The 22083-nt window shown below is 47.9% G+C and carries 22 protein-coding genes and 1 pseudogene; 12 read left to right on the top strand and 11 right to left on the bottom strand.

All coding sequences use genetic code 11. The features are described from left to right. Positions 1-46: 46 nt before the first annotated feature. From BKE30_RS06275 to bioF, 3 genes are read left to right on the top strand one after another with little or no spacing between them, the layout of a single operon-like run. On the top strand, positions 47-535 hold the full coding sequence (locus BKE30_RS06275) for an SCP2 sterol-binding domain-containing protein (RefSeq protein WP_076877744.1): 489 nt from the start codon (positions 47-49) through the stop codon (positions 533-535). A 6-nt stretch (positions 536-541) separates the two neighbouring features. Further along, positions 542-1528: a biotin synthase BioB gene (gene bioB / locus BKE30_RS06270; RefSeq protein WP_076877743.1), complete on the top strand. Its 987-nt coding sequence runs from the start codon at positions 542-544 to the stop codon at positions 1526-1528. Positions 1529-1535: 7 nt separating this feature from the next. Continuing rightward, on the top strand, positions 1536-2699 hold the full coding sequence (gene bioF / locus BKE30_RS06265; RefSeq protein ID WP_076877742.1) for an 8-amino-7-oxononanoate synthase: 1164 nt from the start codon (positions 1536-1538) through the stop codon (positions 2697-2699). On the opposite strand, the gene BKE30_RS06260 is transcribed toward bioF, so the two are convergent. The 4 genes from BKE30_RS06260 to dtd all read right to left on the bottom strand — a co-directional run bounded on the left by BKE30_RS06260 (position 2662) and on the right by dtd (position 5297). Continuing rightward, a complete protein-coding gene (locus tag BKE30_RS06260) occupies positions 2662-3075 on the bottom strand; it encodes a DUF1622 domain-containing protein (RefSeq protein ID WP_076877741.1) in 414 nt (137 codons plus the stop codon). The genes bioF and BKE30_RS06260 overlap by 38 nt on opposite strands. Positions 3076-3174: 99 nt before the next feature. Beyond that, entirely contained in the window at positions 3175-3786 is a 612-nt protein-coding gene (locus BKE30_RS06255; protein WP_076877740.1) for a Uma2 family endonuclease, read from the bottom strand. A gap of 80 nt (positions 3787-3866) precedes the next feature. Further along, positions 3867-4757, bottom strand: coding sequence for an EamA family transporter (locus BKE30_RS06250; RefSeq protein ID WP_076877739.1), 891 nt, complete (start codon positions 4755-4757; stop codon positions 3867-3869). Between the two features lie 99 nt (positions 4758-4856). Continuing rightward, positions 4857-5297 (bottom strand): D-aminoacyl-tRNA deacylase, encoded by a 441-nt coding sequence (gene dtd / locus BKE30_RS06245; RefSeq protein ID WP_076877817.1) that lies wholly within the window; start codon positions 5295-5297, stop codon positions 4857-4859. Between the two features lie 192 nt (positions 5298-5489). Between dtd and BKE30_RS06240 the strand changes: the two genes are divergently transcribed. From BKE30_RS06240 to BKE30_RS06230, 3 genes are all read left to right on the top strand, one after another. After that, positions 5490-6338, top strand: a complete 849-nt coding sequence (locus BKE30_RS06240) for a sulfurtransferase (protein WP_076877816.1) — start codon at positions 5490-5492, stop codon at positions 6336-6338. 32 nt (positions 6339-6370) lie between these two features. Then, positions 6371-7210, top strand: a complete 840-nt coding sequence (gene asd, locus BKE30_RS06235; protein ID WP_076877815.1) for an archaetidylserine decarboxylase — start codon at positions 6371-6373, stop codon at positions 7208-7210. 81 nt (positions 7211-7291) lie between these two features. Then, a complete protein-coding gene (locus BKE30_RS06230; protein ID WP_076877738.1) occupies positions 7292-9019 on the top strand; it encodes an alpha/beta fold hydrolase in 1728 nt (575 codons plus the stop codon). Positions 9020-9142: 123 nt separating this feature from the next. Here the strand turns inward: BKE30_RS06230 and BKE30_RS06225 are convergent, their stop codons facing one another. Next, positions 9143-9742, bottom strand: a complete 600-nt coding sequence (locus BKE30_RS06225; RefSeq protein ID WP_076877737.1) for a nitroreductase family protein — start codon at positions 9740-9742, stop codon at positions 9143-9145. Between the two features lie 69 nt (positions 9743-9811). Next, on the bottom strand, positions 9812-10402 hold the full coding sequence (locus BKE30_RS06220; protein WP_076877814.1) for a YceI family protein: 591 nt from the start codon (positions 10400-10402) through the stop codon (positions 9812-9814). A 307-nt stretch (positions 10403-10709) separates the two neighbouring features. On the opposite strand from BKE30_RS06220, the gene grpE reads away from it, so the two are divergent. From grpE to BKE30_RS06200, 4 genes are all read left to right on the top strand, one after another. Next, positions 10710-11282, top strand: coding sequence for a nucleotide exchange factor GrpE (grpE, locus tag BKE30_RS06215; RefSeq protein WP_406564673.1), 573 nt, complete (start codon positions 10710-10712; stop codon positions 11280-11282). Positions 11283-11528: 246 nt separating this feature from the next. Then, the gene (gene dnaK / locus BKE30_RS06210; protein WP_076877736.1) at positions 11529-13487 is read left to right on the top strand and encodes a molecular chaperone DnaK; all 1959 of its coding nucleotides are present in this window, start codon (positions 11529-11531) and stop codon (positions 13485-13487) included. Positions 13488-13801: 314 nt separating this feature from the next. Further along, complete coding sequence (locus tag BKE30_RS06205; RefSeq protein WP_076877735.1) at positions 13802-14182, top strand: lysozyme inhibitor LprI family protein; 381 nt, start codon at positions 13802-13804, stop codon at positions 14180-14182. Between the two features lie 156 nt (positions 14183-14338). Continuing rightward, complete coding sequence (locus BKE30_RS06200) at positions 14339-15253, top strand: matrixin family metalloprotease (RefSeq protein ID WP_076877734.1); 915 nt, start codon at positions 14339-14341, stop codon at positions 15251-15253. Between the two features lie 74 nt (positions 15254-15327). Here BKE30_RS06200 and BKE30_RS06195 read toward each other — a convergent pair whose 3' ends face one another. The 4 genes and pseudogenes from BKE30_RS06195 to BKE30_RS06180 all read right to left on the bottom strand — a co-directional run bounded on the left by BKE30_RS06195 (position 15328) and on the right by BKE30_RS06180 (position 19745). Next, positions 15328-16248: an ATP-binding protein gene (locus BKE30_RS06195; protein ID WP_076877812.1), complete on the bottom strand. Its 921-nt coding sequence runs from the start codon at positions 16246-16248 to the stop codon at positions 15328-15330. 256 nt (positions 16249-16504) lie between these two features. After that, positions 16505-17287, bottom strand: a complete 783-nt coding sequence (locus BKE30_RS06190) for a DUF4850 domain-containing protein (RefSeq protein WP_076877733.1) — start codon at positions 17285-17287, stop codon at positions 16505-16507. Positions 17288-17522: 235 nt separating this feature from the next. Continuing rightward, a pseudogene (locus BKE30_RS06185) lies at positions 17523-18770 on the bottom strand (lytic murein transglycosylase); the annotation flags it as partial. 177 nt (positions 18771-18947) lie between these two features. Continuing rightward, the gene (locus tag BKE30_RS06180; RefSeq protein ID WP_076877732.1) at positions 18948-19745 is read right to left on the bottom strand and encodes a nucleotidyltransferase domain-containing protein; all 798 of its coding nucleotides are present in this window, start codon (positions 19743-19745) and stop codon (positions 18948-18950) included. A gap of 640 nt (positions 19746-20385) precedes the next feature. Between BKE30_RS06180 and BKE30_RS16635 the strand changes: the two genes are divergently transcribed. Together BKE30_RS16635 and BKE30_RS06175 are read left to right on the top strand one after the other, a co-directional pair. Next, on the top strand, positions 20386-20451 hold the full coding sequence (locus tag BKE30_RS16635) for a hypothetical protein (RefSeq protein ID WP_454464558.1): 66 nt from the start codon (positions 20386-20388) through the stop codon (positions 20449-20451). Then, positions 20439-20693: a GFA family protein gene (locus BKE30_RS06175; RefSeq protein ID WP_406564672.1), complete on the top strand. Its 255-nt coding sequence runs from the start codon at positions 20439-20441 to the stop codon at positions 20691-20693. The genes BKE30_RS16635 and BKE30_RS06175 overlap by 13 nt, the downstream gene beginning before the upstream one ends. 235 nt (positions 20694-20928) lie before the next feature. Here BKE30_RS06175 and BKE30_RS06170 read toward each other — a convergent pair whose 3' ends face one another. Beyond that, positions 20929-22068: a 5-(carboxyamino)imidazole ribonucleotide synthase gene (locus BKE30_RS06170; RefSeq protein WP_076877811.1), complete on the bottom strand. Its 1140-nt coding sequence runs from the start codon at positions 22066-22068 to the stop codon at positions 20929-20931. Positions 22069-22083: the final 15 nt, after the last annotated feature.

Here is a 22083-nt window from a genome sequence, read left to right as displayed (position 1 = left end):
GTGATCATCAGCTATTTGCCAGAATTTAAATATCAAGAGTTAAATCATGAATCTATCATCGCTTCCTGTTATTAAACTGCCCCTGATCAATGTCAGCACCGACCCGTTTGACCTGTTACTGGTTGCCTTGGGTTTGCGCATGCAGCAACTGTCCAAAACCAGCCCCAAGTTTATTGAGCTGCTGCACGGCCGTAACTTCACCTTACAGCTGGAAAGTAAAAATGGTATTTCTCGCCATTTTATTATTCAGGACGAACACGTCAAAATGGCATCGGGTACAGCAGCCAAACCGGATTTTACCTTGCGCTTTGAAGACAGCATGTTTGCCGTACAAACCTTGCTCAAAGGTGATCCAACCGTATTCATGACTGGCATGCAGTCTGGCAAAATCCAGATGGAAGGTGATTTTTCCCTCTTAATGTGGTTCAATCAGGCGGCCAAGCTGATTGCCCCCAACATTCCAAAACCTGTACTGAAAAAAATTAAGCAGGCACAGCGTTTTATCATGGATAAAAAAGAAGCTTTAAAAGGATAGGTTTTCATGCAACGCACAGACTGGACATTAGAGCAAGTAGGTCAGATATATGCACAGCCGTTTAATGACCTGATCTTTACCGCCCAGACTGTGCACCGCCAGCATTTTGATGCCAATACCGTACAGGTCAGCACCTTATTGTCGATCAAGACCGGGGCCTGCCCTGAGGACTGTGGCTACTGCTCACAGTCCAACAGCTACGACACCCCCTTAACCCCGCAAAAGAAACTACAGATTGATGAAGTGCTAAAAGCAGCACAGGCGGCAAAGGATAGTGGTTCATCACGCTTTTGCATGGGGGCTGCCTGGCGCAACCCGCATGAAAGGGATATGCCCTATGTGCTGGAACTGGTGCGTGAAGTCAAGGGCATGGGACTGGAAACCTGCATGACCTTGGGCATGCTCACCTCATCACAGGCTGAACGCCTGGCTGATGCGGGACTTGACTACTATAACCATAACCTGGACACCTCACGCCAGCATTACAGCAATGTCATCACCACCCGCAGCTTTGATGACCGCCTGCAAACCCTGGAGCATGTGCGCAACAGCGGTATGAAAGTTTGTAGTGGCGGCATTTTAGGCTTAGGTGAGCAGCAAGCTGATCGCATCAGCTTATTGCATGAACTGGCCACCCAGCCGATTCATCCTGAATCTGTCCCCATCAATATGCTGGTACCGATCAAGGGCACACCACTTGAAGATGCCCCCAAGGTCTCCGTGATTGAATGGGTCAGAACCATTGCCACCGCCCGTATCCTGATGCCCAGGAGTTATATCCGCTTGTCAGCAGGACGTGAAGGCTTAAGTGATGCTGAGCAGGCCTTGTGTTTTCAGGCGGGTGCCAACTCATTTTTTTCGGGTGAGCAACTGCTGACCACACCCAATGCCGGTGAGAGCCGTGATGCCCTGCTGTTTGCACAACTGGGCATTAGCAAGGAAAAAGCCAAAGTGAATGTAAAAGTCACTGCCGTCAATGCCATGGCTGTTTAATGAATAAATGTCTCTTAAACGTTTTCAATTAGACCAGAAATATACGGCGTTACAGCATCAGCATCTGGACCGTCACACGCAAGTGATTGAACAGGGCGTCACACCACTGGTTCAGCGTCACGGCAAAAGCCTGATTAATTTTTCCAGTAATGATTATCTGGGGCTAGCAAGTCATCCTGCCTTAAAACAGGCCACTGTTGATTATTTGAGGCTGCATAGCCTTGGTGCGGGGGCGGCACATCTGGTAACCGGGCATCATGCCATTCACGAACAACTGGAACAACGGCTGGCACAAGTCACAGGCTATCCAAAAGCCATGCTGTTTTCTACCGGATATATGGCCAATCTGGGCGTGATTGATGCGCTGATGGGACAGTTAACTGACAGCAAATCCGGCATTGTGTATCAGGATCGCTTAAACCATGCCTCACTACTGGATGGAGCAAGGCTAGCCGGGGTTAAGCTGCGTCGCTATCCGCATCTGGATGTTGCTCAACTGAATGAATGGTTGAATCATGATTGCACTGAACAAAAACTTATTGTGACTGATCAAATCTTTAGCATGGATGGCACCGAAGCACCTTTGCTTGATCTGATTAAAACTGCTGAACAGCATCAGGCTGCCCTGATGATTGATGATGCCCATGGCTTTGGCCTGCGTGATTTTTCTCGGCCACCCTTGCCTGCTGTTGATGTGTATATGGGCACGCTGGGCAAAGCCATTGGAACATTTGGTGCATTCGTAGCAGGTTCAGAACTGTTAATTGATTATTTAAAAAGCCGGGCGCGTCCTTTTGTTTATACCACCGCCACGCCACCGTTAATCGCAGCCGCCACCCTAGCCGCGCTGGATGTGATTGAGCAGGAATCATGGCGTCGGGTAAAACTACAGCAACATATTGGCCGTTTGCGCACTGCCCTAATTGAACAGGGTTGGCAATTGCTGCCCAGCCAGTCGGCTATTCAGCCAATTATTGTGGGTAGCGCCGAGAATGCGTTGGCATTGTCAAAAAAACTGCTTGAGCAAGGCTTATTGGTGAGTGCTATTCGGCCACCTACTGTTCCACGTGGAACATCACGCTTAAGAATTACGTTGAGTGCAGCGCATACGGATGAGCACCTTTCTCAATTAATTAGTGCTTTGGCAGTTCATCAGGCTTCGTTTCGCTAATTACCAGATTGATGTTTTCTGGTTTATTTTTAGGTTCAACAGCCCGTTCTTCCTGCATTTCTTTCATTAAAAAGAAATTTAAACCCGTCCGAATAATGGCAATGGCAGCCAGTTTTCCAATTTGTTCCCAACTCGGTGATACCGCAGTTGATAAAATATCGGCAGCCAATTGGAACTCCAAGCCTAATGCCAGATAACGGGCAAAAGTCAGCCGAACTGGGGTAAAACCATCAGGGTGGCGACCAATAAAAGCCTTTAAAAATCCATAAAGTGCCGCAAAAATACCCACAGCAATAATCAGCGCGCCGACGCTTTCTACCATGAGGCGTAACCAGCTCACCGCTTGAATAACAAAAGTTTCTGTGTCATGAAACATCAATTAAGACATCCTGAGTTTTCATCCTTTATTTCCTGATTATTTTTATCCTGTTTTGGCTTTAAGGTTCAGTAAGGGTTATGTGAAATAAAACCTAATTTATTCAGACTGGTTTAATGTACTTTCAACAGCTTTTTGCTCTAGCCATTCTTTAACATCACTATTATCAACACGGCGATAAATATCTTCCACACTTAGTGTTAAGTTAATGGATTCAAGCGTAATTAGTTCACCCAGATAATAATGCTCCGAGCGCCAGCCTTTACTGCGGCGTACTATCTCCACATCTACAAAATCCTGCTCAATCAGGATATATTCCTGCAATGTCCCAATTTGCAAATAAACTTCACGTTTTAGTTTCTCATCAATTTGCCGAGTTGATTTGGACAACACCTCAACAATTAAAACCGGGCTTTCGGTAAAGTAACTATCTCCTGACAAATCAGAGCAATCAACCAGCACATCCGGATAGAAGTATTTGCTGCTCACTTTAACCTTCATATCTGAGGTATAGGGCTGACAAGACTGATTTTCCAGCGCATTTCCAAGCTTGCGGAATATATTGCCAGCAATCCGGTTGTGATTGGCACTAGCGCCAGACATGGCATAAACTTCACCATCCACATATTCATGCTTTATATACGTATCTTTCTCACCTTCCAGATAATCTGTTTCAGTAATAAGTGACCTATTTTTATAAACAACAGACATACCCAACCTCACGTCAAAATCAGTGAATGATTGAGCTAGCCTAGCATATTTATTGGGCAGAAATATTTTATCCTTAACCCTTAAGCCCAAATCACTAATACCGCACCCAGCATGACCAGCCACAATCCGGCATGATCTGTTTTCACCAGTCTTTCCTTAAAGAAATATAATGAAATCAATAAGGTAAATAGTACCTCAATTTGCCCCAGCGTTTTGACCAGTGGCACTGACTGCAAACTCATGGCGCTAAACCAGCCCAGTGACCCCAGAAAACTGGCAATACTTACGCGTGCCGTTAAACCTTTGCGCTGTCGCATGGCAGTTAATGTTTGCGGACTTTTAATGGATAACCATGTAAGCAGTAGCAGGTTTTGCAAGCTAATAGCGCACAGCAGCACCCACCCCGCCCGGTGCAAAAAAGGTAGCTGGATTAGCTCAAGACTGGCTTCACGCACCATTAAGGATGCAATAGCAAAACAAAAACCACTGGCCAGTCCCGTCCATAAGGTTGGCCATGACAGCGTGGCCATGGAGCGCGCACCGCTGAGTAAAAATACTGCCACTGCGCCAATGAGTACACCAAGCCATCCCAAGAATGATAACTGCACGCCCAGTACAGCCACCCCAATGATCGCAGCCAGAATCGCTTCACTTTTGGCCAGGCCCACCCCAATGGCGTAGTTTTTTTGCTGAAACAGTTTCACCATCAGTACCGTGGCCAGAATCTGGCTCACTGCCACCATGCCAATATACAACCAGAAGCGATTGCCAAAGCTGCTCAGAGGCACGTATTGCGTCACCGGCTGAAAGTGATAAAGCAGTAGCAAATACAGCGCAGCCAGTGGGGTTGCGCCAATAAAGCGGGCCAGTGTGACGCCATAGGCATCCACTGTGGTGCTGAGCTGCTTTTGAAAGGCATTGCGCCACGCCTGCATGAATGCAGCCATCAGGGTAAAGAAAATCCAGATCATTGCGGTGCCTTTAGACTATTTATTGGGCGGGCTGAATCAGGATAATAAGTATTTTGACTAAATTTCCCTGTAGAAATAAAGCAATAGCGCCACAGTGCATTATTCAAATTCCAGCATAAAGGTGACTGGCCCATCATTTTGCAGGCTCACTTGCATGTCGGCACCAAAAGCACCGGTTTGCACATTCGGATAGATATCTTTGGCATGCGCAACCAGTTGGCTAAATAGCTCACGCGCCTCATCGGGTGGCATGGCCGGGCCAAAATCCGGACGTAATCCCTTACGGGTTTCGGCCATCAGGGTGAATTGCGATACCAGCAGCAAGCCGCCGTTGACCTGTTGTAGATTCAGGTTCATGCGATCATTGTCATCACTGAACAGACGGTAGGCCAGAATTTTTTTCAGCATTTTCTCGGCAGTGTGCAGGGTATCGGTTTTGCCAAGCCCCACAAACACCAATAAACCCTGTTCAATTTGACCAATTATCTCGCCATTAACCTCAACTTTGGCCTGTTTAACGCGCTGAATCAGTACCCGCATAACCTTATCCTTGCTGTTTTGGCTATTGTGAAATAAAGCATAGCCCTGCTGCAATCCTGTTAAAAACTGACAGGCTGATGGATTGTTTAAATGATGGCGTAACAGTCATTCAAAAAATACAAAACTTGGCGGGTAGTCAATTCGGATAAGTTCTTGTACAGTGGTTTTTTGCCGTTTTTTATCACACTCATGATGCCTGCCGAAACCCTTAGCCTGCCCCTGCTGGTTGATGCCGAACAACTGTTACCCGTGCTTTCTCATCCATTGCTGCGTATTGTGGATCTGGGCAAGCCACGGGTGTATGAACAGGTACATTTGCCCCATGCGTTGTCACTGCCACCAGCCCTGCTGGTGCGACAGGAAGAACATGCCTCGGGTTTGCTGCCAGATATTGAGCAACTGCAACAACTGGTACAAACCCTGCAAATTACTCCACAGCATCAGGTGGTGGTGTATGACGATGAAGGCGGCGCATGGGCAGGCCGCCTGATCTGGACACTGCATATACTGGGTTTTAGCCGGGTCAGTTTGCTGAACGGCGGGATTCATGCCTGGCTGGCCAAGGGCTTGCCGACCAGCAGCGAGATGACTGGTCTTGCACCAGTAGAACCTTTTCAACTCAATGGCTTAAACCCTGAACCACGCATTACCTTAGCCGAGCTAAAAACCATTCTGGATGAACAACCGGATGCCTATACCCTGTGGGATTGCCGCACGCAGGGTGAATACACCGGCGCACGGCTGGCAGCACGGCGTGGCGGGCATTTGCCGGGGGCATTTCATTATGAATGGAACACGGTACTGGATCGGCAAAATAACCTGTGTTTACGGCCCCTGCCCGAGATTATGGCCGAGCTGCAACAGCAAGGCTTGGACCCGCAAAAACCCGTAATTGTATATTGCCAAAGCCACCATCGCTCAGGGCTGGCCTACGTGCTGGCGCGGCTGTTCAATTGGCCGGTTCGCGCGTATGATGGCGCGTGGAGTGAATGGGGCAATCGACTTGATACGCCTATTGTGACAGGAGAACACCCGCTTTGAGTCAAGACAACGCAAATCAAAAGAAAAGTTTGATGGATAAGGCTTTTATCCACTTTCAGCATCTGGCACCGCAACATGGTTTAAGCCGTCTGGTGGGTACACTGGCTGCCAGCAAAAATCCGCTGGTGAAAAAGGCCTTTATCAAGCTGTTCCATGACCGCTACCAGATTGACATGAGTCTGGCTGAAATTGAAGAACTGGCTGGGTTTGGCTCGTTTAATGAATTCTTTACCCGTGCGCTTAAAGTGGATGCCCGCCCGGTGGATGCTTCGCCCACCAGCATTGTTTCCCCTGCCGATGGTGCGATTTCCCAGTTGGGCAAAATTGACGGTGACGAGATTTTTCAGGCCAAGGGACAAAGTTTTTCCCTTAACCAGTTGATTGGTGATGCAGCACTTGCCCAACACTTTGTTGGCGGTGAATTTGCCACCGTGTACCTGTCACCGCGTGATTATCACCGCGTGCACATGCCGTTTGCCGGTCGCCTGACTGACACCATTTATGTGCCGGGCAAGCTGTTTTCGGTCAATACTGTCACTGCTGAAAATGTGCCAGCGCTGTTTGCACGCAATGAGCGTCTGGTATGCCTGTTTGACACCAGCGTGGGCCGTATGGCGGTGGTACTGGTGGGTGCCATGATTGTGGCGGGTATTGAATGCGTGGCCACCGGCAAGATTAAGCCATCCGGCACACTGGAACACCGCACACATGATCTTCAGCTTGAAAAGGGTGCAGAGCTGGGCCGTTTTTATCTGGGTTCTACGGCTATTGTGCTGTTTGAAAACAGTAAAATTAACTGGCTGGCCCCGTTTGAAGCCGGCAGTACGGTGATGATGGGTCAGGCCATGGGCACTGTTATTAACGCGCAATAATTATGCACTTGTTTAGTCTGTTAATTTAAAACCTTCAACGCCATGTTTTGCCGAAGCATGGCTGCTGTAAAAAGGAATCTTATGGCATTTCAAACATCGCTTAGCCTGTTGGGCTTAAGCCTGCTACTTGCCTTAACCGGTTGTGCTACCCGTCAGGTTAAGCCACTGTTGCCTACCACGGCACACGGTACGCTGAAGCAAAGCCATTATCAAATGCGCATGACCACGGATGATGGCGTTACCCTGTCTTTTACCGTATACCAGCCCGCACTTGCCCCCGGCCAGACTGCACCGCTGGTCATTCACACCCATGGTTTTGGCCTGTCACGCATGAAGCGCCCGTATTTAAGCCTGTATGGCAGCGTGATGCCTACCGGACAAGGTGCCGAAGCAGCATGGAAACGTGGCTACTGGGTCATTAGTTTTGACCAGCGTGGACATGGGGGCATGGATGGAACCGGTGGCAAAATCCGCCTGACTGATCCGCAGTTTGAAGGCCGTGATGTCAGCCGCCTCATTGACTGGGCCGAGCAACACCTGCCGCAGCTTGCACGCAATACCCATGGTGCACGGGTGGGCATGATTGGCGAATCCTATGGCGGCGCAATTCAGTATATTGCTTCGGCACAGGACAAGCGCATTGCCGCACTGGTGCCCGTCACCACCTGGTACAATCTGGAATACAGCCTTGCACCCAATGGCGTGCCCAAAAGTGGCTGGCTGGATTTGCTTAATATTGTGGGCGACTGGTGGAACTGGAACAAGTTTGATCCCGCACTGAAAATGGCCTATCAGGACACCAAAAATGGGGCTATTTCAGCGTCCTCGTATCAGTTTTTAAAAACCCATCAGGCGCGCTGGTTTTGTGACACCGGGCAAGCCCCACAAGCCGATGCACTGATTATTCAGGGTTTCCGCGATGTGCTGTTTCCCTTTAATGAAGGCATTTCAGCCTATCAGTGCCTAAAGCAGGCTGGCCATGATGTGCGCTTGCTGGGGGTTGAAGGCGGCCATTTGCAGCCCGGTGTGCAACGCTCTCCCGGCCTTGAACTACCGGCATGGTACATTGGTAAAACCATGGATTGTCAGGGCAAAATGCTCAACATACAGGCCATGATTGCCCGCTGGTTTGATGCCAAGCTCAAGGATCAGCCTGCGCAACTGGACCAGATTCCGGCCGTTTGCATTGACCATAGCCCGGTGCAAAACAGTGACGCCTTACAGCCCCGGGTCAGCTATCCGCTGCCAGCCCTGCATATCCATGCAGGGGGTGGTTATGAATGGCTATTTAAATCAACTGATCGCTTGCGGCATTTGTTTACGGCACAGCATTTACCGGCCCACTGGCAACAACCGCAACATGGCGGCCAGCGTCCGTTATTGTTGCCGCTAACCCGCATGAACGCCACGCAATGGCTTACTGGCATTCCACGCTTGCACCTCAGCATTGATACGCCCACTACAGTAAATAACCAAAACTCCCCCACCCTGTTTGTGTCGCTGGCACGCTGGACACCGGGCAAAGGCAGCTATCAGGTACTCAATGAGCAGGTGCTTCCCATTAACCTGCAAAAGCTGCATTACCGCAATCAAATGCTCAGCCAGTTACAGGTGCCGATTGATGACCCGGCCAAGGGGATTGATTTACCGGCAGTCAATGCAAAACTTAAGCAAGGAGAAGTGCTGGGCTTGGTCATTAGCAGCCGTAGCCGCTACTTTGGCCGCAGCAGCAAGGCACATGCCGAGGCCAGTATCAGCGGTTATATTGAATTGCCTGAAATGCTACCCGCCACTGCTGCGCACCAGTAAGGTTTTGCAGTTTTTATAGTGTTTAAACACAAAAACGTCCCTGATCAACTAGCCATCAGGGACGTTTTTGTTTTAGCTAATTAACTTAGCCGTACTGACTTAAACAGCCTGAGTGAAAAACCGCTATTTAATAATCTTGAAGCGGTCTTCACGCTGCATGTAGTTCTTGTCACCTGCTGGAGATTCAATAGAACCAAATGGCATTTGTGCCCGCAGTTTCCAGCTATCCGGAATACCAAAACGCGACTGTACCTCAGCATCAATAATTGGATTGTAGTGTTGCAGGCTGGCACCAATGTTTTCATTGGCCAGTGCCGACCACACCGCAAACTGTGCAATGCCAGTCGAATGCTCAGACCACACCGGAAAATTATCGGCATACAGGGCAAACTGTTCCTGTAAATTTTTAATAATGTCCTGATCCTCAAAAAACAGCACGGTGCCCAGACCTGCTGCAAATGACGAAATCTTGTTGCTGGTGGCTTCAAATGCCGCTTCTGGCACCATCTTGCGCAAGGTTTCCCGCACAATTTCCCAGAAGTCTGCACTGGCCTGACCAAACAAAATAACCGCACGCGAGCTTTGCGAATTAAATGATGACGGGCTTTGTTCAACGGCAGTTTGAATCAGCTCGCTGATTTGCGCTTCTGACAGGCTCACATTTTTACCAATGTGATAAATGGAGCGGCGCTTGGTAATGCTGTCTAAAAAAGTATTGGCCATGAGGTGTTCCTAGCAAAATTTAAAACTAAAAAAGAAATTCAATGCAGTTGTTAAAGACTGCTATGTGCGTTATTTAATCAGTGCTTCGGTGGTAATGTTCACCTTGATTTCATCACTGACTGCAGGCACGTACTGTCCAATGCCAAAGTCGGAACGCTTGAAACTGGTGGTGGCATTAAAACCAATGGCCTTTTTTTTGGCCATGGGGTGCTCGCCCATGCCATTTAAGGTTGCGTTCAGCACTACTGGTTTGGTTACGCCCTTCACGGTCAGGTCACCGCTAATCTTGAAGTGTTTTTTGTCCTTGGTTTGAACCTTGGTGCTTTTAAAGGTGATGTTGGGATATTTGGCTTCGTTAAACCAGGCCTCGGTTAAAAATTCCTTGTCCAGTGCTTCAACGTGGCTATTAATGCTCTTGACTGGAATAGTGACAGACACGCTGGATTTTTCCGGGTGCTTGTCATCTACCGTAATCACGCCCTGTACGTCATCAAAGTTGGCTGTCGGGTTGGAAAAGCCAAAATGGCTCCAGCTAAACAGGGTAGCCGTGTGCTTGGCATCAATCTGGTAGTCGGTGGTTGCTGCCATACTGGCAGTGCTGGCTGCAATTAATGCGGTACTGATTACCGTACCGTGGGCAAGCATTTTTAGTTTTTGCATCATTAACTTTTGCATTGTCATTCGCCTCATTTGTTAGTCGTGCTTCATTTTATCGAATGATTTTTAAATGTCAGGGTCATTTCTAACAACAGTTTGTTGCATATTTGGAACATTGCTGGTTTAAAAATCAACAGACTCACTAAAAAAATCGCATTACTTTCTTGAATTTTAGGCGGATTACCCTCACTCAAGTGTGCATGTTCAGCTTAAACGTACAGCAACGTCAAAATATTGCCGCAAGGCCTAAGGACTGTACATGTTTCAATTTTTTAAACGGAGGTCAGCCATGTCTAGCCAAGACAATTCCATGCCTGAAAACGGTACCACGAACAACAATGAGCAGATCAATACACAGGATCAGATCAATAACGATAGCGATTTTGTCCCTTCTGGCACCCCTGCGGATGACCATGACAACAACGGGACACCGGAAGATTTACAAGCCCGTATTGAAGAACTGGAAGCTGAAATTACCGAAGTAAAGGCACGTGCCAATGCTGACATGTATAACTTCCAGAAGCGGGTTGAGCGTGAAACCGACAACGCCAAGAAATATGCGCTGGAAAAGTTTGCCGGTAGCCTGCTGGATGTAGTGGATAACCTTGAGCGTGCCATTGCTGCTGCCGGAAACGATGACCATTTAATAAATCAGCCGGTGATTGAAGGGGTGCGCCTGACCCACAAAAACCTGCTCGGTGCACTGGAAAAGCACGGCGTTAGTGTCGTTGATCCGGCGGGCCAGCCATTTAATGCCGAGTTGCATCAGGCAGTGGGCATTGATCCCAATACCCCGGCGGGACAAGTCGCCAATGTGCTGCAAAAAGGTTATAGCCTGTCGGGTCGCCTGCTGCGTCCAGCCATGGTTACCGTGGGCCAGTAATTTTGATAAAACCATGCATGTCCTGCAAGCAGGGCTGTATTTGGTCATTAAATGCCTTGTCCATGGTGTGGCCAGAGCATCCCAATAATTCGTTGTTCACTAAGTTGTTTACTAAATAGTTGCGTGATTCATTGTTTTTTGAGTCATTTTTAAAAATTTTTTGCGGAATATGCTTGAAATTAACCGATTCACACCGATATCGAATAGCAAGCAGCCACTACTGCAAAATTATGAGGAGAGATACACATGGCCAAAATTATTGGCATTGACTTAGGTACAACCAATTCCTGTGTTGCCGTTCTGGAAGGCGACAAAGTAAAAGTCATTGAAAACGCCGAAGGTGCACGCACCACGCCGTCGATTATTGCCTATAAAGATGGTGAAGTGCTGGTTGGCCAAAGTGCCAAGCGTCAGGCCGTTACCAACCCAAAAAACACCCTGTTTGCCATCAAGCGTTTGATTGGCCGTCGTTATCAGGATGACGTGGTACAAAAAGACATCGGTATGGTACCGTACAAGATTGTACAGGCTGACAATGGCGATGCGTGGGTTAACGTCAACGACAAAAAACTGGCGCCACAACAGGTTTCTGCTGAAATCCTGAAAAAAATGAAAAAAACCGCCGAAGACTATCTGGGCGAAACGGTTACTGAAGCGGTCATTACCGTGCCTGCGTACTTCAACGATGCGCAGCGTCAGGCCACCAAGGATGCCGGTAAAATTGCGGGCTTAGACGTTAAGCGTATTATTAACGAGCCGACCGCTGCTGCCCTTGCCTTTGGTATGGACAAAAAAGAAGGCGACCGCAAAATTGCCGTGTATGACCTTGGCGGTGGTACGTTTGACGTGTCGATTATTGAAATTGCCGACGTTGATGGCGAACAGCAGTTTGAAGTTCTGTCAACCAATGGCGACACTTTCCTTGGCGGTGAAGACTTTGACTTGGCACTAATCGACTATCTGGTTGAAGAGTTCAAGAAAGAACAAAGTGTTAACCTGAAAAACGATCCGCTGGCATTGCAACGCTTAAAAGAAGCGGCCGAAAAAGCCAAGATTGAACTGTCTTCTGCCACCTCTACCGAAGTAAACCTGCCGTACATCACTGCCGATGCAACCGGTCCAAAACACTTGGTGGTGAACATTACCCGTAGCAAACTGGAAGCACTGGTTGGTGATCTGGTTGCCCGCACCATGGAACCCTGCAAAATTGCACTGAAAGATGCCGGTTTGTCTGCATCTGATATTCAGGACGTGATTCTGGTGGGTGGTCAGACCCGTATGCCACTGGTACAGGCCAAAGTGCAGGAATTCTTTGGTAAAGAGCCACGTAAAGACGTAAACCCGGATGAAGCGGTTGCCGTCGGTGCAGCGATTCAGGGTGCAGTACTGGGTGGTGACAAGAAAGACGTACTGCTGCTGGACGTTACCCCGCTCACGCTGGGGATTGAAACCATGGGCGGTGTATTAACACCGATCATTGAGAAAAACAGCATGATTCCGACCAAGAAATCACAGGTTTTCTCAACCGCCGATGACAACCAGCCTGCGGTAACCATTCAGGTATTCCAGGGCGAGCGCAAAATGGCCGCGCAAAACAAATCGCTGGGCCGTTTTGACTTAACTGATATTCCACCAGCACCGCGCGGCATGCCACAAATCGAAGTAACTTTCGATATCAACGCGGATGGTATCCTGAATGTGTCTGCCAAAGACAAGGGTACAGGTAAGGCACAATCTATCCAGATTAAAGCCAACTCTGGCCTGTCTGATGCTGAAATTGAGCAAATGATTCGTGATGCGGAAGCCAACGCCGAAGAAGATAAAAAATTCGAGGACTTGGCCAAAGCGCGTAACGAAGCGGATGGCTTGATCCACAGCACGCAAAAAGCTATCAAGGACTTGGGTGACAAGGCCACTGATGAAGAAAAAGCTTCAATTGATGCGGCGATTTCTGAACTGGAACTGGCTACCAAAGAAAATGATGTGGATGCCATTAAGGCCAAGATCGAGGCATTGTCCAATGCTTCCCTGCCTTTAATGCAGCGTGTGTATGAGCAGAACCAGCCACAAGGTGGTGATGCTGGTGGTGCACAAGGTTTTGATCCAAACAGCTTTGGCCAGAACGCCGGTGCGCAACAGCAACAACCAAGCGACGATGGCGTGGTTGATGCCGAGTTTACCGAAGTAAAAGACGACAAGAAATAATTTGTCAGCTTGATACTCAAGGTAAAAAATAAAAACCGCTCCTGTTGAAAAACAGGGCGGTTTTTTTATGGCTGTGTCTTTATAGTTTTATAGTAGAGTTCTTTTAAAGGCAGACTACGGTCATTGAGCCTGTCGAAATGGTCGACGGCAAAACGATGACTGATGTCTAGTTCAGTTAACAAATGCTTACTGGTATTTGGCCGGTTGCCGATTAAACTTCAAAACAGTAGTCATTGATGAAAACCAACAATAATGACTTTGTATTACTCATATTTTTAAGAAAACCATTTCGGACAACCATAATGAGAGCAACCATGAAAAAATTACTGCTGGGATTAGGACTGGCGGCTGTCTGTTTAACGGCTCACGCGGATAACTGCGACCATACCCGTAATAGTCTGGATGCCATTCACTGTAGCAATATTATTTATCAAAAAGCCGATAAAGAGCTAAACACTGTGTATAAGCAACTCACAAAAAAGCTATCGGTTGCCAATAAAAAGACGCTGCGTAGTGGCCAGTTAAGATGGATTAAACAGCGCGATCAGGCCTGCACCATGAACAGTGTAGACATGGGTGAAGTGATTGATAGCGCCTGCCTGCTGGATCAAACCACCAGCCGCACCAACTGGCTGAATGATCGCCTGCGGGAATGCACTACTGTAGGTTGTATGGCCAGCAAACTGGATGATTAATTAATCCTCTTGCTCAAGTCTGTGTTGTCGTTAATACCGCGCTGTGTGCGCGGTTTTTGATGCACATTTTTCTAATGCTGGTTTTAAACTTGGCTTTAATCTGTTTACTGCGCACTTTATACTTCATGCATTACGCTTTTATTAGTGCCAATGCCCATGCGTTCATGGTTGCCTGTCTTACTAGTAATGATAGTTCTGGTGTATCTGTATCAGGCTAATGAGTCACAACGTCGCCATACCAGTCTGGCAACCCAGCTATTGCATCCTTTTGACAAGCGGGTGCATTACCGCATTGGTGAAGTTGATCCGCAGTTTAACTTGTCAAAAGCCGACGTAATTGAGTTAGCCAAACAAGCTGCTAAAATCTGGCATCAGGGCGCTGGCAAGGACTTGTTTGTTTATGATCCAGCCGCCGCCTTAAGCATTAACCTGCGCTTTGATGAACGCCAGCTTGAAAGTAACCTGCGTCATTCCCAGCAACAGCAGTTGCAGCAGCAATTAGCCAGTCAGCAAAGCAATAACAGTGAATACCAGCAGCGCCAGCAGCAATTAGAACAGCAGCGCCGTCAGCTGGATTTGCGTGAAGCCGCTTTTAGGGAGCGACTGGCCAGCTATAACCGCACCGTACAGGACTGGAACACCCTGGGCCAGCTGGATGACTTTAACCGCCAGCAACTGGAACAGCAGCAACGTCTACTGGACAACGAGCGTCAGGACATTCGCAATGCCATGGCGCATTATAACCAGCAGGTTAATGGCCTAAATCAGGTGGCCAGTAGCCTAAACCAGATGGCCGACCATTATAATCAGGCGGTTAATCGCTATGAAGCGCGCTTTGTACCGCGTGAGTTTGAAAAAGGTGTATACGATGGCCGTCAGATTAATATTTATGAGTTTAGTACACCTGCCGATTTGCGCCTGACCATTGCCCATGAACTGGGCCACGCACTGGGCCTTGCCCATAACAGCGACCCGTATGCCCTCATGTATCCGGTGCTTAAGCAGCAGGATGTCGATAATTTCAAACTAACTGTGGCTGATAAAACCTTACTGTCTAAGCGTGATGAATAAACCGCAAGCTATAGAGTGACATCACTCCATTCATGTATTGCTGGCAGGTTCCACGTGGAACACATCATAGCTTTTTAGCGGCCCTGCTCGACCATACGCTGCCCGGCCACCTGCTTGGCAAACTGCATGGCCACCCGGCCAGAACGGTTACCCTTTTGGGTGGCCCACTGTAATGCCAGTTTTTCCTGCGCCTTGATGTCTGCATCTGTCCAGCCAAAGCGGCTGAGCCAGGCATGAATCATATTCAGGTATTCCTGCTGGCTAAACCCATAAAAGGTAATTTGCAAACCAAAGCGATCAGCCAGAGATACTTTTTCCTCGATACTATCGCCCGGATGAATTTCGCCATCTGGACTTTGATGGTATTCCAGATTATCGCGATTTTTCTCAACCATTAAGTGCTTACGATTTGAGGTGGCATAAATTAATACATTACCTGATGGGCCAGCCAGTGAGCCATCCAGCACGGTTTTAAGCCCGGCATAGCTGGTATCACCTTCCTCAAACGATAAGTCATCGCAAAAAATAATAAACTTTTCCGGGCGGTTGTTAATGGCAGCCACAATGCGCGGCAAGTCATTTAAAAACTTTTTTTCCACTTCAATCACGCGCAGGCCCAGCATATGGAACTCTTTGAGGCAAGCTTTAACCAGTGAAGACTTGCCCGTACCGCGTGCGCCAGTCAGCAATACATTATTGGCAAAAAAGCCTTTTACAAATTGCTCGGTGTTTTGGCGAATCTTTAGTTGCTGTTTTTCCACATTACAAAGTGCATCAAAGTCAATCAATTGCGGCTGATGCAAGGGTACAAAACCAGAACTTTGCAGCAGGCCTTCGGTTTTTTCCCAGCGAAAGGCAATCGCACTATCCAGCACGGTAGTATCTGGCACCACAGATTGCGTCAAACTGCCAAACACCTGCGTGAACCGATCCAGCTTTGCTGTCAATTCGGCAATGGCCTGAATTAAATCCTGTTCACTACGTTTCTCATTCATGGTGATTTCAATGCTCCAGTATCGCAACACGGCTACCTGCTGATAGCCATTACTCTTATTATGCCGCGATTGTCTGCGGTTGTATTGCGCAAAAATTTCAAGAATTGTCGTTAAACTCATCTGTGCTAATGCTGGCTAATGCCAGTTAAAGTGATTTTACCGCCAGTTGTAAGATAGCATGTTGCCCTGACTGGCTTTCTGTTGTGCAAGCTATCTTGCCTCATGTTTCACGTGGAACATGATGCAAGATAGCTTACTAATGAGTGAGCAAATAAAAATTAAGTATGGCCTGTGCCAGTGCTTTGTCCTCTGGCGCGAGGCTAACGGTCATGCGCCTGAAGTTGACAATATCGGCCTGCATGCCAGTAAATTTTGCCACACCATGACTGGGATAATGCGCTGGCAACTGATAGCTATAAATTATGGTTTGCTGATTTAACAGGATTTTTTTTAAGGGAACATTGCTTGAACCATATACCCAGAAATCATTTTTGCGGGCTTCGTCTGCTGCTTCTTGAAAAAATAGCGAGGCACTGGTTAAGGCGCAGCCGACACAGGCTGACGTGTCATCCATGCTTAAGTACTGAGTACCATCAGGACTAAACATGACAAGTGCAGCAATCCCGGATGGCCCCATGCTGGCTTCAATGGTTTTCCAGTGGCGTGGTGCGAGAAACCAGCCCAAGCCCTGTACCTGATACACTGCCAATTGCTGCGCCTGTGCAGCGTTGAGTTTGAACTTGAAATGACATGTTACTGGCTGGCAGAATGTAAAGTCCTTGAGTAAACCTTCCTCAATAGGGTCTTCAATAGTAATGCCATAAGCAGGGATTGAAACACCCTCCTGAAACTGTGCTGCTCCCAACGGAATCCATTGATGGACACGCGCACGTTCAGCCACCGTGCTGTGTCGCTTTGGAAAGCCAAATTGATAAACATGTACTTTAGCATAGCCCGTGGTACTTAGTACTAAATTGAGTCCCAAGCCAATAATCAAGCAGCACAAGCTGTAAACATAACGGCTTAACCGTAAGCGCATGAATATTATCCTGAAAAAAGCAGGATCAAACGGCATCCTGCTTGGTATTTAGGCTGAATCAACCCAACTAAAACGGTTCACCCTGCATGTTTTGTGGGGCCTGCCGGATGGTTTGCTGAATGGTCAGGTTTTCACTTTGCTCTATTGCCGGTGCTGTGCTTAATTCCGGGACAGGTGCAGGTCTGTTGACTACGCTGGTGCTGCCAGTACTCCCCAATTGACCCGTTTGCTGGGCATCCTGTCGCAATACCTGCAAAATACGCTGTCCACCGCGGCCTGTTTGTGGCAAGCCACGTCGAGCCTGTTCCTGCCGAATGGCCTGCCGGGATTTGTCCCCAATCAGGCCATCGGGTTCCCCAATATCATAGCCTTTAGCCAGCAAATAGCGCTGGATTTCACGGCGCTCCGCACGTGAGGTACCCGGATCATCGGTTGGCCATGCAGTGACAAATGGACCTGCACCTTTTAGGCGATCAGACAAATGGGCAATCGCCAGCGCGTAGCTTTCTGCCGCGTTATAGCTATAAAACGCATCAAAGTTTTTAAATACCAGAAACACCGGGCCAGTGGCATCTGCTGGCACTAACAGGCCTGCCATACTGGATGCGCTTAAATTACCCTGAATGAGCGTTGACCCATCAACACGGGTCAGACCACGCTGCTGCCAGCTACTTAGCGAGCGCTTGCTGCGTCGCCCTTCCCCACTGGTATTGGTGCCATCAGGCAAGCGAACCTCAAAACCCCACGGCATGCCAGTTTGCCAGCCGGATTTCTTGAGGAAATTGGCGGTTGATGCCAGCGCATCCGGCACGCTATCCACAATGTCACGGCGACCATTACCATCAAAATCAACTGCCAGACGCTCAAAGGTCGATGGCATAAACTGGGTATGGCCAAATGCGCCAGCCCATGAACCGCGCAAACGGTCTTCTGAAATGTGCCCCGCCTGTAAAATCCGTAAGGCAGCATACAATTCGGTACGGAAATAGCCCTGACGGCGGCCATAGCAGCTTAAAGTGCCCAAGGCCTGCACCAGTGAGTATTTACCTGAAATATCGCCAAAATTGCTTTCTACGCCCCAGACCGCAACCACTGCCGCAGGTTCTACTCCATACTGTGCTTCAATGCGGCGCAGCACATCAGCATACTGCGTCATTTTTTGCCGCCCCAGATTCACCCGCTCCTGATCCACCAGACCTGACAAATAATCCCAGATCGGCGTACTAAATTCAGGCTGGTAATTCAGTTTTTCAATGACTGTCATGTCAGGAGCAAGATTGGCCGTGTACTGATCAAAGGCCTGACCCGAAACACCAGCGGCCATCGCATTACTGCGCAGGTTACTCAAACAGCCCTGAAACTGGCTATCAGAGCTTTGGGCATCAACAGCAAAACTACTGACCGGTGCAGTCAGTAAGCCAGCCAGTGCCAACAGGGATAATTTTCTCAGGGATAATTTTCTGGTTATACCACTACGTTTCATTGTCCTACCTTAATTGCCTAGCTGTAAAAGCACCGGTTTTAAAATTAGCCCTTTTAAAACCGGTGACTGCCTTGATTTTTATTACCTTAGCATGCTGAAACCTGCTTATAACCAGCCGCTTGGTTTTAATATGTAGCATTACTCTTGGACGGTCATCAATCAGCCACTGAAGCAATATTAAGCGTGCGGCAATAGCTTCAAAAACAACTGGTTCAGGTTGGCCAGCGCTACAGGCTCCATGTCCTGTGCTGGCACCACATGCTGTAAACGCGCTAATTCGGCCTTAATCCACTGCTGTAGTACCGGAACCGCTGGTTGCGCCTCGGCTTCACCGTGCTGGCGCTTTTGAAGCAGTAAGGCATCAATTGCCTGCTGTACGGGCGTATCGTTTAATACCTGACGCAGGCGCTCAAATTCAATGGGTGCAACGCCGCCAAACTGCTCAATCCAGCGTACCGCCAGCAAAGGCCGCAAGACATATAGGTATTTTTTCAGCTTAACCTGCTCACCTTGTAAAAACTGCTGAAAATTGGAACTGGCTGTACTGCGGTAATGATAAAAACCACGGGCCTTGTTGTAATGCTGGCTTAATAATTGGCGCGCCTGTTGTGCATATTCACCCTGCTCACGATACACAATTGGTGAGTGTAGCCACTCCACAATGGCCGGATTACTTTTGGCCTGCAAACGCAGTGCTTTGCGCAAGTCCCAGCCATTGATGTCAATCTCATCCACAATCGGGTATTCAATCACATCGCGGCGATCTTCCACGTCAATACTTAAATACCAGTCTTGCGGACGGATATAAACAAAGCGCACGTCATAGTCGCTATCCGGAGAATGAAAACCCCAGGCACGGCTACCCGATTCAGTGGCATACAGGATGCGGACATTATGTTGCTGTTCTGCATGCTGTAGCCGCTGCAGAATTTCGTGATGAGCTGCCGCTGAAATGGCAGGATGAAAATCTGTCATGTTATTACCCAAATATTAATCATTAAAATAAATTCAAAATAAGATATTTAAATTCAAACCAGCAAATCAATTAATTCAGAAATTTTGAATTCAAATTTTTTTCAAACCAATCCAGCAAAATTTGAATTCAAACTTTTAAATTCATTTTATTAACTTTTAAATTTAAAATAATTCACTGCAATGGGATAGTTATGAATTTAAAATTCACGGTTTTAAATTCATAGTTTTTGGCTAAATGCCTATTTTTTAATTATTACGCCAGTTCAGTCGCTTAAAAATGAATTCAAAACTTTAAATTTAAACTTTTGAATTCATTTCAACCAGATAATTCTCAGTCTAAAAACTTATCCACAAGGGATCAATTTTATCATGTTTAGGATTTGAATTTAAAATGGAAACTTTTAAATTCAAATGAAAATAGGAAATATATTGCCTAAAATTGTGGATAACTATTTATCATCATTAGATTTCTTTTATGAAGATAGTTTTGACATGGTTCGTCAAGCTCAGGCTACGATGGTTGAGCCTGTCGAAACCACAATTGTGAAAGAGGTCTATTCAACAAGCATAACCAAACGAGGTAATGATGTAGTCCGGAACCTGTTTATGCGGTGTGGTGGTCTATCAGATTCATGCTGAAATGGGTAAGGTAGTCATTTGTCATTGTCAGCCTTGCCTTAAAGCCAGCGGTAAATGTACCCATTGATAGATAGGACTGATTTTAAGCTGCTAAAAGGTGCAACCGGCTTAAAGGAATTTTCTTCCAGTCCTGGCGTAAACCGGGTATTTTGTGGCGATTGCGGTGCGCCCATTTATAGCAAGCGCGACAATGATCCAGTGCATTATCGCCTGCGGCAGGGCACGCTGGATACACCACTGAGCCATGGCCCAAGCCTGCATGTTTGTGTAGCCTCCAAAGCCGAATGGAAAATGATTTGTGATGGCTAACTACAATATGCGGAACGGCCTTAAAAGGTCTTAAACAGGCAATTAATGAATACTTTTGATGGTAGCCTTGGCAAATTTTAGGCAAAAAAGAAGGTGGCAGGAGCCACCTTTGAAAGAGGGTTTGGTCGATGTGCCCCATCGAAAGGGTGCAACAAACTAAATTAGCCGTTCACGTTACCATTATAAAATGGCAAGACACAAAAACCAAAAAAATTGTCTAACAAAATAGTATTTTTTAAGCATTATCAGCCAGTGGAATCGCCATGTCCGGTGTCAGGGCCAATGGTTGTGGCAGTAAGCCAGCAAGTTGCTGACACAAATGGCTTAACTGGCTGCTGTCTGTCGGCATTAGAGTAATATGGCCCAGCTTGCGGCCAGTCCGCTCAGTTTTACCATACAGGTGCAAATGTGCGCCATCCAGCGCCAGAATATCAGCAGTATTGGGATGCTGGCCAATGATATTGACCATGACAGTAGGCTTAACCAGCTCGGTAGAACCCAGCGGCAAGCCTGCAACCGCACGCATGTGGTTTTCAAACTGCGAACATACCGCGCCTTCAATACTCCAGTGCCCGGAGTTATGCACCCGTGGCGCCATTTCATTGGCCAGCAGGCCCTGTTCGGTGACAAACAGCTCCAGCGTGAGTACGCCAACATAATTCAAATGATTGAGCAAACGAGTGATGTAATCGGTGGCAATTGGTTGCAAATCCTGGCTTTGCGGTGCCGGGACAATGGAGTGCGACAAAATGCCCTGATGATGGTGGTTTTCAGCCAGTGGCCAGGTGCGAACTTCACCATCCTGCCCGCGCACGGCAATAATCGACACTTCGCGACTAAAGCGCACAAAGCTTTCGGCTATCAGTGGCCCCGCCTGACCCAGCTCATGCCAAGCTTGCTCAATTTGCGCTGTTTCACGAATGGCAAACTGGCCCTTGCCATCGTAGCCACCGGTGGCAGTTTTCACCACCAAGGGCAAGCCTTGTTCCTGTACAGCGCGCTGTAAATCATTCAGGCTATGCACGGCTGAATAAGGGGCAACCGGAATGGCCAGCTGGTCAAACAGGGCTTTTTCCGACAGGCGATGTTGCGCAATGGCGAGTGCCTGACGCGGCGGATACAAGGTTTTGTGCTGGGTAAGTGCATCTGCATCGGCCAGTGGCGTGTTTTCAAATTCAAGGCTAAATACATCAGCACTGTGTATAAAGGCTTGCAGCGCTTCGGGCTGGGTATTATCAATCACCCGTCCCAGCGCGGCGGATGGACAGTCGCTGCCAGCCTCATAAAAAGTACATTGCAAACCCAGCGGCAAGGCGGCCTGTGCCAGCATCCGGCCGAGCTGGCCACCACCAAAAATGCCAACAGTGTTAACCATAGCCGAGTTCACTTT

The sequence above is a fragment of the Alkanindiges hydrocarboniclasticus genome (assembly GCF_001982605.1).
Lineage (GTDB): Bacteria > Pseudomonadota > Gammaproteobacteria > Pseudomonadales > Moraxellaceae > Alkanindiges > Alkanindiges hydrocarboniclasticus.
The sequence above is the reverse complement of the archived record's forward strand: the minus strand, read 5'-3'. Positions and strand labels throughout refer to the sequence as shown.